This window comes from Paraburkholderia sp., from assembly GCF_034668105.1.
Lineage (GTDB): Bacteria > Pseudomonadota > Gammaproteobacteria > Burkholderiales > Burkholderiaceae > Paraburkholderia.
Window position 1 is genome coordinate 1 of record NZ_JAXDPY010000242.1, and the last position, 13750, is coordinate 13750.

The following is a 13750-nucleotide window of genomic DNA, read 5'->3' on the forward strand; positions in this document are numbered from 1 at the left end:
CATTGCGCAAGCCATGACGTAAACGCATGCCGCGCATGACAAAGTTTCGATTGTGACCGTTCTTTGGCTGATGCCTAATCATCGAACCGGATGGGACCGCCGCGCCGATGGCGATCCGCGAATCCGCTGCCGGATGGAGAAAGGGAGAAGGTCTTATGCAGAGCGCCACGCAAGCCCGCTCGAAACTGCCTGACGTAGGCACGACGATTTTTACCGTGATCGGCCAACTGGCCGCGCAACACGATGCGCTGAATCTGTCGCAAGGCGCGCCGAATTTCGCGCCGGACGCGAAACTGGTCGACGGTGTCGCGCAAGCCATGCGCGCCGGTCATAACCAGTACGCGCCGATGGCCGGCATCGCTACGCTGCGCGAAGCGCTCGCCGACAAGGTCGAGACGCTATACGGCGTGCACTACGATCCGTCGAGCGAAGTCACCGTGATCGCGAGCGCCAGCGAAGGTCTGTATTCGACGATCAGCGCTCTGGTGCATCCGGGCGATGAAGTGATTTATTTCGAGCCGTCATTCGATAGCTATGGCCCGATCGTTCGCCTGCAAGGCGCGACGCCGATCCCGATCAAACTGTCGCTGAGCGATTTCCGCGTGAACTGGGACGAGGTCGCCGCCGCGATCACGCCGAAGACGCGCATGATCATCATCAACACCCCGCACAATCCGACCGCGACCGTGTTCAGCGAAGCCGACATCGCGCGTCTGAAAGCTGTGACGCGCAACACCGACATCGTGATCCTTGCCGACGAAGTCTACGAACACGTGGTGTTCGACGGCGCCAAACATCAGAGCATGGCCTGCGACGCCGAGCTTGCGGAGCGCAGCGTGATCGTGTCGTCGTTCGGCAAGTCGTATCACGTGACCGGTTGGCGCGTCGGCTATTGCCTCGCGCCCGCCGCGCTGATGGACGAGATTCGCAAAGTCCATCAGTTCATGGTGTTTTCTGCCGATACACCGATGCAGTACGCGTTCGTCGATGCGTTGGCCAATCGCGAGAGCTATCTCGGCCTGTCCGCGTTCTATCAGAAGAAGCGCGATCTGCTCGCGCATGCACTGCGCGATTCGCGCTTCGAGTTGTTGCCGAGCGAAGGCAGCTTCTTCATGCTCGCGCGGTTTCGCGGTTTCTCCGAGGAAAGCGATAGCGATTTCGTGCTGCGCCTGATTCGCGATGCGCGTGTCGCGACGATCCCGCTGTCGGCGTTTTATACCGACGGTACGGATTCCGGCTTGATCCGCCTGAGCTTCTCGAAAGACGACGCGACCTTGATCGAAGGCGCGCGGCGCTTGTGCGAAATCTGATTGGCTGGTTGTGCGAGGTTTTCGCGGCGAGCGCGTGAAGAGCTGGCTCGATTGCAGAAGGCCGCTCTCGCTCGCCGCAAGCACGAACCGGCAGGATTTTTGACCGCAGTATGATCATCGCGCCGTGGCGTCGTTTCGTTAAGCATCAGCGCGTTGCATGCTGCGTTACAACAATATCGAAGGAAAAGGGACACGTTATGAAATTGCTCAAGCCTCTGCTGGCGCTGGCCTGCGCATTCACGTCGATTGCCGCATCGTCGGCCGCGATTGCCGCCGATGCCACGACGCTGCGTTTCGGACTCGAGGCGCAATATCCGCCGTTCGAATCGAAAGGGCCGAACGGTGAACTGCAAGGTCTCGATATCGACGTCGGCAATGCCGTATGCGTCGCCGCGCATATGACGTGCAAATGGGTCGAAACGTCGTTCGACGGTTTGATTCCCGCACTGCAGGGCCGCAAGTTCGACGCGATCAATTCGGCGATGAACGCCACCGAACAGCGCCGTCAGGCGATCGATTTCACCACCGTCGTGTATCGCGTGCCGTCGCAGTTGATCGCGAAGCGCGACAGCGGTTTGCTGCCGACGTCGGCATCGTTGAAGGGCAAACGCGTTGGCGTGTTGCAGGCCTCGATTCAGGAAACCTTTGCGAAGACGCATTGGGAACCGGCTGGCGTCACCGTCGTGCCGTATCAGGATCAGAACCAGGTGTACACGGATCTCGTGGCGGGTCGGCTCGATGCGACGCTCGTTCTTGCGCCGGCGGGGCAGACGGGTTTTCTGTCCAAGCCTGGCGGCAAGGACTACGCGTTCGTCGGCCAGCCGGTGCGCGATGACAAGATTCTCGGCAGCGGTATTGCTTATGGGATTCGCAAGGGCGACACCGCGTTGCGTGATCAGCTGAACGCGGCGATCGCGAAGGTCCAGGCCGACGGTACGGTGAAGACACTGGCCGCGAAGTATCTCGGCAATATCGACGTCTCGGCGAAGTAACCTGCTGACTGTACGCGGCGAGCCCATGTTGTGCGGCGACGCTCAGGAAATTTCAATGAAGCGTCGCCGCAGCGCCGCAGCATTTCTTGAATTTCTTGCCACTGCCGCAAGGGCACGGATCGTTGCGGCCGACTTTGGGTTCGGTGCGCTGGGCCATAGCGGCTAGGGTGCGCTCGAAGACGGCCTGGCGGTGGGGAAGCCAGAAACGATAGATCGCGGCGACGCTGGCGGGGATCTGTTTGGTGAGGGCTTCGTCCTGTTCCGGCGTGCCGATCAATTCTTCGTCTTCCAGCGTGAGATCCAGTGCGCCCATCAGACGAATCGGCTCCAGCCATTCCCGGCCCTGCTCGCTATCGAACAGCGCTTGCCAGTCCTGCCTGATGAGCATGAGGCCTTGCATGAAGCCCATTGCCCACGCTTCGCCGTCGATGTATTCGCTGCCGCTTTCGTCGATGCGGTGGACACCAAACACCGGCACGAACCCATCCGGGTCGGATTCCAGATCGGCAATGATGCCGTTCATGTGCCGCAAGATCAGCCCGAGAATGTGCTGCGCCTGCTCCGTTGATTCGAACGCAGGCGTGTCATCCTCGCTGGGTCCCCACACACCCGGTAGCCAGTAACTGGGCGCTACGGTGGTCGGCCCGATAGCCATCGCGGTTAGATATCCGTCCAGGCCCATGATCGTCAGGGTCTCCTCCGACGTCAGGTCGGAAATCAGAAATTCATCGAGTTCGTCGAACTCTTTTTCGGAGAGAGGAGAGGCCAGGTCGGCGGGCTTGAGTTTTGATTTGGACATAGCAAGGCTCCGGCACTGCAATTCGTGGAACCTGGTAGTCTATCGGGGAATGCGGAGTCGGTTTGCCCACACACCCCAGCATCTTCCTTAGAACATCATTGAGTCGATGAAACGCGACTCGGTAATCGGCTGGATTTCATTGGGCTGGATACCGTCGATAGCCGGTAGCAGGTTGTTGTTGGCGTCTGTGGCAGGCTCAACACGCGGGCGCACATCGTCGGCGCCCAGAACGCTGCCGATGGCGGTGTTCACTGTGGGAAGGGTACCCACCAGGCCCTTACCCAGGTTGTTGGTCGTATCGAGATACGTTGGCTTCACGCCCATACCGAGAGTGAACCCCAGTTCCACCGCCATGCGCGCGCCGATGTCTCGCGCAAGATCTGCCGAATCAACCGAGCCCTTACCGCCAACCACGGTAGCCTTGCCCAGCGAAATTACCTTGCCTTCCAGCATGAACTCCACGCCGAAGTCATCTGCCCCGTAGGGCACCGCGTGTTGATACCACGGGCGCTGATGGAACCAGCGGACCTGGACGATCATCTCGCCGCGTTGCTGGAAGTGATGGCCCTCACCTTCGAAGCCATTGATGAACGTGCTCAAGGTATGTGGAGAAGCCTGATTCCCAAAGACTGATCGAAATGCACCTGCGGAAGCAAAAAGCCCGGTCAGCTTTCGCTAACCGGGCTTCGTAATACTTGGTGGGGCGTGAGTGACTCGAACACTCGACCTACGGATTAAGAGTCCGCTGCTCTACCAACTGAGCTAACGCCCCAAACAGAAGCGAAATTATGCCGAATCTTTCCGAGATTGCCAACCCCCTTTAGCAGATTTCTGAAAAAATCTGGGAAGTGCAGCGGCCTCGCATCCGCGCTGAGAGCAGTCAAGCGCCGGAAGGGCGCGCGGTTCGCCGTCCCGGTATTATGTCGCGAACACTTGCCGCCCGAAGCCTCGTGCGGCTTTCGACCGGGGACCGCCATGGATGACAAAGAGATTATCGCGTTGCTCGACCGCATCCTCGCGCCGTGGGTTCGAGCGCTCACGCTGACCCCGGTCAAGGTCGACGAAGAAAGTGCAACGCTGCGTCTGCCGTTTTCCGGCGGCCTGCGCCATGCCGGCGGCGTGATCTGCGGGCAGGTCTTCATGGCGGCCGCCGACACGGCCATGATCGTCGCTATTTCCGCGGCGCTCGGCGGCTTCAAGCCCATGAGCACGGTGTCGCTCAACATCAATTTCATGCGCGCGGTCCGCAAGGGCGATGTGCTGATCACCGCGCGCGTGCTGCGCATGGGCCGCAATCTCGTGTTCGGCGAAGTGGAGTTATTCGACGAAGCCGGCAACATGGCTGTCCACGCCACCACCACGTACGCGCTGCTCGACTGAGACCCGAGACCCGAAGCCTGAAAAACGGGTTCGCACATCGCATTAGAGGGGAAAAACCAAGATGTTCGATCAGGTCGTATTCGCCGGCGGCGGCAATCGCTGCTGGTGGCAGGCGGGATTCTGGGACGTCGTGCAGCCGGAGCTGGCTATTCGTCCGCGCGTCATCACTGCCATTTCGGCCGGTGCCGCCACCGCGTGCATGCTATATACGCGCGATTCCGACTGGGTCATGCGCTATTACGAAGACGCGCTGCGCCACAACACGCGCAACGCGTACTGGGGCAATCTGCTGCGCGGCGAATCGGTATTTCCGCATTACCGGATCTACCGGCAGGCACTGCTCGACATTTATGGCCCCAAGTTTTCTACCTTGGCGCAAGCGCCTGAGATCCGCATCGGCGTGTCGCATCTGCCTCGTTGGCTCGGCGCGCGCAGCGCGGTCGCCGCTGGGCTGATTGCGTACAACATCGAGAAATATGTGCGTAAGACGCTGCATCCGACGCTCGGTCAGACGCTCGGTTTTCATCCGGAATTCGTGCGTGTGCAGGATTGCGCGACGGTCGAGGACCTCGCCGATCTGATTCTGCAATCGTCGAGTACGCCGCCCTTCACACCGGTTCTGCGGCGCAACGGCCGGCCGGTGCTGGACGGCGGGATGGTCGACAACGTGCCGGTCGGCGCGCTCGATGCCGACGCACCGGGCAATGTGCTGGTGATGGTGACGCGTCTTTATCCGCGGCCGCAAATGTTCGTCGTGCCGCACGGCGTGCAGCAACGGCTCTACGTGCAGCCGTCGCGCAAGGTGCCGATTTCGGGTTGGGACTACACGAGTCCGTCGCAGATGGTGCACGCGTACAACCTCGGCCGTGCCGACGGAGAAGTCTTTCTGAACCGCGTGCCCGAACTGCTGGAAGCCGGCGCGCACGAAACGCGCGAGCTGAGGGATTAACGCCGGCGTCCGCCCTGCAACGCTTCCGGATTCGCTACGCTGGCTGTATCGCCGGCGTCGAAAGCCAGAATGTTCTGGAATGCCGCGGTGAAATACAACTCGTAGCTCTCGCGCTCCACGTAGCCAATGTGCGGCGTGCAGATCACATTCTCCATGCGCAGCAGGCTGTAGCCCTGCAGAATCGGCTCGCTCTCGTAGACATCGATGGCGACCATTCCGGGACGGTTGTGCGACAGCGCGGTCACCAGCGCGTTTTCTTCGAGCAATTCGGCCCGGCTGGTGTTGACGAGCAGCGCGGTCGGCTTCATCCGCATCAGGTCTTCCTGTGTGACGATGCCGCGTGTGTCGTCGTGCAGGCGCAGGTGCAATGACAGCACGTCGCTCTGCTCGAACAGTGCCTCACGGCTTTCGGCCACGCTATAGCCGTCCGCGCGCGCCGCTTCACGCGAATGCTCGCGACCCCAGATCAGCACGTTCATGCCAAAGGCCTTGCCGTATCCGGCAAGCAGCCGGCCGATCTTGCCGTAACCCCAGATTCCAAGCGTCTGACCGCGCAACACCTGGCCCAAACCGAAGTTCGGCGGCAGCGCCGACGTCTTCAAACCCGACTGCTGCCAGGCGCCTTGCTTAAGGTTTGCTACGTATTGCGGAATCCGCCGCTGAGCCGCCATGATGAGAGCCCACGTCAGTTCGGCGGGTGCGATCGGTGAGCCGCTGCCTTCCAGCACGGCGATGCCGCGCTCGGTACAGGCCGCCAGATCGATATGGCTCGAAACCTTGCCCGTCTGGCTGATCATGCGCAAACGCGGCAGTTTGTCGAGCAGTTGCGAGCTGATGCGGGTGCGTTCGCGAATCAGGACGAGGGCGTCGACTTCGGAAAGACGGCTTGCCAGTTGGCCGAGACCGCGGACGGTGTTGTTGAAAACCTTGACCTCATGGTCGGCCAGCAGTTGAAAGCAGTCGAGCTTGCGGACAGCGTCCTGGTAATCGTCGAGGATGGCAATCTTCATGGTATGTGTCTTGCGACGCACCGTATCGGTGCGGAACGGAGTGTTATGCTGACTGTCCCACCATGTGACCCAGGTCACATGCCGGTCTGGCTGAATGCCTTACTGTAGAAGCTGCCGCTTTAGAACGGCGGCGCCACGGCAAGGCCGATTGACATCGTTTTTAACAGTTTGTTGCGTGTTGAGGCAAGCCGCTTTACAGACGGTTGCAGACAGCCGTCGGCAAAAACCTCCGCGCAACGGGCTGTGTAGCCCATATGACCTGCACATTTTGCGCGCCGGCTTGCAGGAATGTCGACGTGATGAATTGAACGCCTCTCGCATGCAGCGTCGGTGGGCTTGTACCGTTTTTCTATTGCTTTCAAAACGGAGACAGGTCGATGAATCATCCCTCATTCGAAGGACAGCCCACCAATGAGGCGTCCACAGGGGCGCCCGCGTGGGTCAAGCACCGAAAACTGATCGACTGGGTCCAGCGGGTTGCCGCCATGACCAAGCCCGATCGAATCGTCTGGTGCGACGGTTCACAGGAAGAATACGACCGTCTATGCGCGCAGATGGTCGAAGCCGGCACCCTCAAGAAGCTCAATCCCGCCAAGCGTCCCAATTCCTATCTGGCATGGTCCGATCCGTCGGACGTGGCGCGTGTCGAAGACCGCACCTACATCTGCTCGCAGCGTCGTGAAGACGCCGGGCCAACCAATAACTGGATCGAACCGGCCGAGATGCGCGCGACGCTCGACGGTCTGTTCGACGGCGCCATGCGCGGCCGCACCCTGTACGTCGTGCCGTTTTCGATGGGGCCGCTGGGTTCGCCGATTGCGCATATCGGCGTCGAGTTGAGCGACAGCCCGTACGTGGTGACCAACATGCGCATCATGACGCGCATGGGCCGCAAGGTGTACGAGGTGCTGGGCGAAGACGGCGAGTTCGTGCCGTGCGTGCATTCGGTCGGTGCGCCGCTCGCCGCCGGCGAGAAAGACGTGCCGTGGCCGTGCAACGAGACCAAATACATCGTCCATTTCCCGGAATCGCGCGAAATCTGGAGCTACGGCTCGGGCTACGGCGGCAATGCGCTGCTCGGCAAGAAGTGCTTCGCGCTGCGTATCGCTTCGACGATGGGTCGCGACGAAGGCTGGCTCGCCGAGCACATGCTGATTCTCGGCGTGACGTCGCCGGAAGGGCGCAAGCATCACGTGGCGGCGGCGTTCCCGTCGGCGTGCGGCAAGACCAATTTCGCGATGCTGATTCCGCCGGAAGGCTTGAACGGCTGGAAAATCTCCACGATCGGCGACGATATTGCGTGGATCAAGCCGGGCAAGGACGGCCGCCTGTACGCGATCAACCCGGAGGCGGGTTACTTCGGCGTCGCGCCGGGCACGAGCGAAAAAACCAACTTCAATGCCATGGCCACGTTGAAGGAAAACGTCATCTTCACGAACGTCGCTCTGACAGACGACGGCGACGTCTGGTGGGAGGGCATGACCGACGAGCCGCCGGCTCACCTGATCGACTGGCAAGGCAAGGACTGGACGCCGGCGAGCGCGAAGGGGAGCGGCCGGAAAGCCGCGCACCCGAACGCGCGCTTCACGGCGCCGGCCTCGCAATGCCCGTCGATCGATGCCGACTGGGAGAACCCGGCGGGCGTCGCGATCGACGCGTTCATTTTCGGCGGCCGCCGTTCGACCACCGTGCCGCTCGTCACCGAAGCGCGCAACTGGGTTGAAGGCGTCTACATGGCCGCGACCATGGGCTCGGAAACAACCGCGGCGGCTGCCGGACAGCAGGGCGTGGTGCGCCGCGATCCGTTCGCCATGCTGCCGTTTTGCGGCTACAACATGAGCGACTACTTCGGCCACTGGCTGAAAACAGGCGAGCGCCTCGCACAATTGAACGCGAAGCTGCCAAAAATCTTCTGCGTCAACTGGTTCCGCAAGGGCGCGGACGGCAAGTTCGTCTGGCCGGGCTTCGGCGAGAACATGCGTGTGCTGAGCTGGATGGTCGGGCGCGTTGAAGGTAAGGCGCAAGGTGAAGAGCACGCGTTCGGCCTATCGCCGCATTACGAAGACATCGACTGGAGTGGCCTGGATTTCAGCCGCGAGCAATTCCAGCAGGTGATTTCCGTGGACGATGCGGCCTGGCGCGCCGAACTCGCGCTACATACCGAGCTGTTTGACACATTGCAGCAAGGCCTGCCGCCGGCGTTGGCGCAGACCAAACTCGCGCTCGAAGGAAAGCTTGCCGCCTGATCAGGTGAGCATTCACTTCGCATGAAAAGCCGCCTTCGGGCGGTTTTTTCTTGGCCGGTCCGACCCCGCACTACAGACTTCGCTGATTTCAGAATGCTGGGGTGATCTTTGCGTCTGTTCGAACAAAAAGTCGATGCAAGCTGCGGTGCAGCAGATTGTTTCTTCGATTGGAACAATCGGGAGTCGCGCACCGCACTCCGGAGCACAGTCGAACAAATATCGACAATATTTCCGCTATCGCGGGCAACTTCTGCACGATTTCGCGAGTCGTAGGAGAATTCCAAGTTCGCTTCACTGGTTTTCACTAATTGTCAGGAAGCTGTAACACGGCAGGAGTTGTCTTATGGATCATTTGCAGTCGATGCGAGTTTTCGTCAAAGTGGCGGATCTCGGCAGTTTTGCCCGCGCTGCGAGCGCGATGGATATTTCCAACGCAGTTGCCACCCGCCACGTTGCCGATCTCGAAGGCCGTCTTGGTACGCGGCTGCTCAATCGCACAACCCGCAGCTTGTCTCTGACCGAATCCGGCCAGGTGTATCTCGAGCGCGCGCGCCAGATTCTCGACGAACTGGAAGACGTCGAGCAGATGGTGGTCGCGCGCAATCACGAACCCGTCGGCACGTTGCGAATAGTCGCACCGGTCGTGTTCGGGTTGCATAACCTCGCGCCCGTCCTGCAGACGTACGCGGAGCGCTATCCGAAAGTCATTCCCGATGTCACGCTGGTCGACCGTCAAGTCGATCTGGTCGAAGAAGGTTTCGACGTGGGCGTCGTGGTCACACGGCAGATGCGCAGCGCAAGCATTGTCACGCGGCGTTTGACCACGGGCTGCATGACGGTGTGCGCCACGCCCGCGTATCTGGAAAAGCACGGCATGCCCACGCGTCCCGAGCATCTGCTCGAGCATCCGTGCCTGAGCTTGCCGTCCGAGTATTGGGGCGACGAGCGCGTATTCACGGGTTCGGAAGGCGAGGTGCGGGTGCGTCCGTCCAACGTCATCGTTGCGAACTATACGGAAATGCTGCGGCAGTTCGCGTTGCTCGGCATGGGCATCGCGATTTTGCCGAGCTATCTGATAGGCCGCGACATGACGCGCGGCAGGCTCGTGCGTCTGCTGGGCGATTTCCGCTTGCCGCAGGTCGAGATCAATATCGCATACCCGAGCCGCCGTCACTTGCCGGCCAAGGTGCGTACGTTCATCGATCACCTGGTCGAGCATTTCAGCCAGACGCCGAATAGCCTGCTCGGCGAGCAGTGGATCAAGGACGGTCTGGAACGGCCCGCCACGTCCGCCGCGCTCGACGCAGCGGATCACATGCCGCCGGAAGCTTTCGATGGCGCTGAGCCGCTGTCACGGCTGCTGGATAGCGAGTTGTCGCCGGTACCGAAGACGTTGGCAAAGACGAATCGTCCACGGCCTACCGCTCTGTCGCCGCTGTAACTGTTGAGGCGACGCATGGCACGGCTGCGCTTGAGATAAGCGCAGTCTGGCCGGCAAATAAAAAGGCGCAATCACGTAAGTGACTGCGCCTTTTCTCATGCAAGGCTCGAAGCCGGCCGAAAAGCTGAATGCTCTTCCGGCCACCTGCCCGAATTACGAACCGGTCTTGCGTGCGGCCGTCTTCCTGGCCGGGGCTTTCTTGGCCGCTGCTGTCTTTGTAGCCGCTGTCTTGGTCGCGGGTGCTTTCTTAGCGGCTACTTTTTTGGCAGCTGGGACTGCCTTCACGGCAACCGCTGTATCCTCGTCATCCGACTCCGGCGCTGCCTTGGCGGCTGTCTTTGCCGCCGCGGTCTTCGCTGCTGTCTTGGCCGACGGCTCTTTCTTCTCGAATTCGAAGCCGATCTTGCCGTCGTTCTGCTTGACGAGGAAGGCCTTGAAGTTGCGGCCGGTGCGCGACGACTTGAAGTTCGTCAGCAGATCGGTGCGCCCTTCTTCGAGCAATTTCGCCATCTGCTCACGCGCGATTTCCTGCTGCAGAATCACCTTGCCCGAGCGGAAGTCGCAAGTCTTCGGATTCGCAACCGAGTTCTCGCAGACATAGCTCATGCCGTGCTCGAACACGCGGCCCTTGCATTTCGGGCACGCGCCAACCGCTTGTTGATCGGAGAAATCAGGCGGTTCGCCGTCTTCACCGCCCGAATCCTGACCGAAATCGAACTCGAGCTTGTAGTTCTTGATCTCGTCGTCGAGCGAGAGCTTCAGGATCGCGGAGAACGGGCGGCCCATCTTGCTGCGGAAACCCGAGAGCGGTCCGATCGTTTTGTTCTGCAACAGCTCTTCGACTTCCGGAATTTCGAACTGACGGCCGCCCGGAATCTTCGAAATCGAGAACTCGCACTTCGAGCACGCGAAGCGCCGGTAGTTTTCCTTCACCTGACCGCCGCAATTCGGACACGGCGTCTGCAACGTCGCGTAGTCGCCCGGGATCGTGTCGGAATCGTATTCCTTCGCGCGCTTGACGATGGTCTGCGTCATGCGGGCGATTTCCTGCATGAACGCGTCACGTGGCAGGTTGCCGCGCTCCATCTGCGAAAGCTTGTATTCCCACTCGCCGGTCAATTCCGGTGCGGTCAACTCCTTCACACCGAGGCCGCGCAGCAGCGTCATGAGCTGGAATGCCTTGGCGGTTGGAATCAGATCGCGGCCTTCACGGATCAGATATTTTTCGCCGAGCAGCCCTTCGATAATGGCGGCGCGCGTGGCCGGTGTGCCGAGACCCTTGGCTGCCATCGCTTCTCGCAACTCGTCGTCTTCGACCAGCTTGCCCGCGCCTTCCATGGCCGACAGCAAGGTTGCTTCGTTGTAGCGTGCGGGCGGTTTCGTCACCAGTTGCTGGGCGGCGATCTTGTCGGTCTTGACCTTCTCGTCCTTCTGCACCGGCACGAGGTTGGCGTCTTCACCGCTGATTTCGCGGCCATAGACTTGCAGCCAGCCCGGTTCGACCAGCACCTTGCCTTCGGTCTTGAAGTGATGGCCGACCACCTCCGTGATCCGCGTGGTCAGCTTGTATTCGGCGGCCGGGAAGAACACCGCGAGGAAACGCTTCACCACCAGGTCGTACAGCTTCTGTTCCGGCTCGGACAGATTCTTCGGCGCCTGCGCTGTTGGGATGATTGCGAAGTGGTCGCTGATCTTCGAGTTGTCGAAGATGCGCTTGTTCGGCTTGACCCAGCCCTTGTCCAGCACCTGCTTGGCATACGGGAGATAGTTGTTGCTCTCCTTGAGCATGCCCAGCGTTTCCTTGACCGTATCCATATAGTCTTCCGGCAACGCGCGCGCGTCGGTACGGGGATAGGTCAGCACCTTGTGTTTTTCATACAGCGCCTGAGCGAGGCCGAGCGTGTTCTTGGCCGAGAAGCCGAAGCGGCCGTTGGCTTCACGCTGCAGGCTGGTCAGGTCGAACAGCGCCGGCGACAGTTGCGTGGACGGCTTCGACTCTTCCGTTACTGTGCCGATCTGGCCACGGCAAGCCGCGACGATCGTCTCAGCCGCGGGCAGCGCCCATAGACGCGAGTCACGCTTTTCCGGATCGAACTCGTCGCGTTTGAATTTCGGATCGAACCAGCGGCCTTCGTAGAAACCGGCCGAACAGACGAACTCCGCCTTCACTTCCCAGTAATCACGCGGCACGAAGCGGCGGATTTTTTCTTCACGTTCGACGACGATCGACAGCGTCGGCGTCTGCACCCGCCCGACCGTGGTCAGGAAGAAGCCGCCGCCTTTGCTGTTGAACGCGGTCATGGCGCGCGTGCCGTTAATGCCGACCAGCCAGTCCGCTTCCGAGCGGCAGCGCGCCGCATCGGCGAGCGGCTGCATTTCCTCGTCGCTACGCAGACGGGCAAAGCCGTCGCGGATCGAGCCGGCTGTCATGGATTGCAGCCACAGGCGCTGCACCGGTTGCCTGGCTTTCGCGTGCTGCGCGATCAGGCGGAAAATCAGCTCGCCCTCGCGCCCCGCGTCACATGCATTGATCAGCCGGTCGACATCTTTGCGCTTGAGCAGCTTGGTCAGCACCTTCAGGCGCGACTCGCTCTTGGCAATCGGATTGAGGTCGAAATGCGGGGGGATGACGGGCAGATTGGCGAAACTCCACTTGCCGCGCTTGACTTCATAGTCTTCGGGCGCAGCGATTTCCAGCAGATGGCCGACTGCCGAGGAAAGCACGTAGTCGTCGCTTTCGTAGTACTCGTCATGCTTGGTAAAGCCGCCCAAAGCCTTCGCGATGTCGTTCGCGACGGAAGGCTTTTCGGCGATGATCAGTGCTTTGGACATGACTCGATGTGAGGTTGGTAGATCCGGGTTGATGGCCGTGAGTGCGCTTAAATTAGCGCGACCCTCGTTTGCGACCTTTGCGACCCAATGACGACCGCTTTATAGCACACGCCGCAAGAGCGGCGTGTCAAGTGCCATAAAAAGCGCGCCATGATAATTGCGCCCTCAGTAACTGAGCAAGCTGTTGCAAACGCACCGCGCTCCGCTTGCAACGCCCATGCCGCAAGGTTTAGCGGGCGCTGCCACATTCACGCCACGGTCAGCGCGGGGCGCAGTTTGGGCGCGCCGCTGACGCCGGGCACCGCGGTCAGGTCGGACAACATCCGCTCCACGATCGCCGCCTGCGGCAAAACCGTGCCGAAAAAACGTGTTGTTACCGAGTCTTCGATCAGGATAGTCGGGAAATTTTCGACATCCAGATCGTCGAAGCGGTCCGCATGGGTTTCGATGTCGATCCATGCGAAACAGATATCCGGATGCTTGTCCGCCAGCCGATTGAAGGCTTCCCGATAGTCACGGCAGGTCCCGCACCATTCCGCGCACAGGCACGCAACGAACAGCGTGTCGGGTTCGTTGACGCGCTCGGCGATCCGGTCTTGGTCGGTGTCGAGATTCAGCGCGGGCATGTCGGTTCCTTGCGTACTTTTGTCAGGTGCTTTGGCGCGAATGTAGCATGGCGGATTGCAAATCGTGGCCAACCCCTGGTCGACGCGGGTTCAGCTGTGGGTCGCTCGCATGAAGCGGCCGCCGGGCAGCGCCGTTACCTGACCGGCGAGTTCGAGTTGCAGCAA

11 protein-coding genes and 1 tRNA gene are annotated in these 13750 nt (G+C 60.7%); 6 read left to right on the forward strand and 6 right to left on the reverse strand.

What is annotated here, in order from left to right; genetic code table 11:
- Positions 1-155: 155 nt before the first annotated feature.
- Together QOC89_RS11290 and QOC89_RS11295 are read left to right on the forward strand one after the other, a co-directional pair.
- The gene (locus QOC89_RS11290) at positions 156-1310 is read left to right on the forward strand and encodes a pyridoxal phosphate-dependent aminotransferase (RefSeq protein WP_323045092.1); all 1155 of its coding nucleotides are present in this window, start codon (positions 156-158) and stop codon (positions 1308-1310) included.
- A gap of 197 nt (positions 1311-1507) precedes the next feature.
- On the forward strand, positions 1508-2302 hold the full coding sequence (locus tag QOC89_RS11295; protein ID WP_323045093.1) for an ABC transporter substrate-binding protein: 795 nt from the start codon (positions 1508-1510) through the stop codon (positions 2300-2302).
- Between the two features lie 52 nt (positions 2303-2354).
- Here the strand turns inward: QOC89_RS11295 and QOC89_RS11300 are convergent, their stop codons facing one another.
- The 3 genes from QOC89_RS11300 to QOC89_RS11310 form a co-directional block, all read right to left on the reverse strand.
- Complete coding sequence (locus tag QOC89_RS11300) at positions 2355-3101, reverse strand: UPF0149 family protein (RefSeq protein ID WP_323045094.1); 747 nt, start codon at positions 3099-3101, stop codon at positions 2355-2357.
- Between the two features lie 87 nt (positions 3102-3188).
- Positions 3189-3701 carry a hypothetical protein gene (locus tag QOC89_RS11305; protein ID WP_323045095.1) on the reverse strand — a complete coding sequence of 171 codons (513 nt, stop codon included), beginning with the start codon at positions 3699-3701 and terminating at the stop codon, positions 3189-3191.
- Between the two features lie 96 nt (positions 3702-3797).
- A tRNA-Lys gene (locus tag QOC89_RS11310) sits at positions 3798-3873 on the reverse strand.
- Between the two features lie 203 nt (positions 3874-4076).
- Between QOC89_RS11310 and QOC89_RS11315 the strand changes: the two genes are divergently transcribed.
- The gene (locus tag QOC89_RS11315; RefSeq protein WP_323045096.1) at positions 4077-4481 is read left to right on the forward strand and encodes a PaaI family thioesterase; all 405 of its coding nucleotides are present in this window, start codon (positions 4077-4079) and stop codon (positions 4479-4481) included.
- A gap of 61 nt (positions 4482-4542) precedes the next feature.
- Positions 4543-5430, forward strand: a complete 888-nt coding sequence (locus tag QOC89_RS11320) for a patatin-like phospholipase family protein (RefSeq protein WP_323045097.1) — start codon at positions 4543-4545, stop codon at positions 5428-5430.
- Here QOC89_RS11320 and QOC89_RS11325 read toward each other — a convergent pair.
- A complete protein-coding gene (locus QOC89_RS11325; protein WP_323045098.1) occupies positions 5427-6440 on the reverse strand; it encodes a D-2-hydroxyacid dehydrogenase family protein in 1014 nt (337 codons plus the stop codon). The genes QOC89_RS11320 and QOC89_RS11325 overlap by 4 nt on opposite strands.
- A gap of 377 nt (positions 6441-6817) precedes the next feature.
- Here QOC89_RS11325 and QOC89_RS11330 point away from each other — a divergent pair, with 377 nt between their 5' ends.
- Positions 6818-8686: a phosphoenolpyruvate carboxykinase (GTP) gene (locus QOC89_RS11330; protein WP_323045099.1), complete on the forward strand. Its 1869-nt coding sequence runs from the start codon at positions 6818-6820 to the stop codon at positions 8684-8686.
- A 343-nt stretch (positions 8687-9029) separates the two neighbouring features.
- Complete coding sequence (locus QOC89_RS11335) at positions 9030-10127, forward strand: LysR family transcriptional regulator (protein ID WP_323045100.1); 1098 nt, start codon at positions 9030-9032, stop codon at positions 10125-10127.
- A gap of 153 nt (positions 10128-10280) precedes the next feature.
- Here QOC89_RS11335 and QOC89_RS11340 read toward each other — a convergent pair whose 3' ends face one another.
- Entirely contained in the window at positions 10281-12959 is a 2679-nt protein-coding gene (locus QOC89_RS11340; RefSeq protein WP_323045101.1) for a DNA topoisomerase III, read from the reverse strand.
- A 248-nt stretch (positions 12960-13207) separates the two neighbouring features.
- A complete protein-coding gene (locus tag QOC89_RS11345) occupies positions 13208-13585 on the reverse strand; it encodes a thioredoxin family protein (protein ID WP_323045102.1) in 378 nt (125 codons plus the stop codon).
- Positions 13586-13750: the final 165 nt, after the last annotated feature.